Origin of the sequence: Phyllobacterium lublinensis, from assembly GCF_020164435.1 — a bacterium.
GTDB classification, from domain to species: domain Bacteria; phylum Pseudomonadota; class Alphaproteobacteria; order Rhizobiales; family Rhizobiaceae; genus Phyllobacterium; species Phyllobacterium lublinensis.
The window spans coordinates 1-202 of the sequence record NZ_JAIUDQ010000045.1 but is presented as its reverse complement, the minus strand read 5'-3'; the positions used below and the strand labels follow the sequence as shown (position 1 = coordinate 202).

Here is a 202-nt window from a genome sequence, read left to right as displayed (position 1 = left end):
CTCCCGGGCAATCGGATTGGCTCTTCAACGCGGTTCTTATCTTCCTTTTGGTAGCGATCCTTTTAATCGGGACCTTCTATTTCCGGCTGCATGCCTTGCCGGAACAGATGGCGCACGGAAAGAAGCTGCAGATGGAAATCGTGGCGGTCCTCGCCCTGATTTCCCTTTTTACCCACAATCATCTTTTCTGGATCGCCGGCCT

1 pseudogene is annotated in these 202 nt (G+C 53.0%); it reads left to right on the top strand.

Features of this window, described 5'->3' with window-relative positions:
* A pseudogene (locus K9U38_RS21935) lies at positions 1-202 on the top strand (hypothetical protein); the annotation flags it as partial.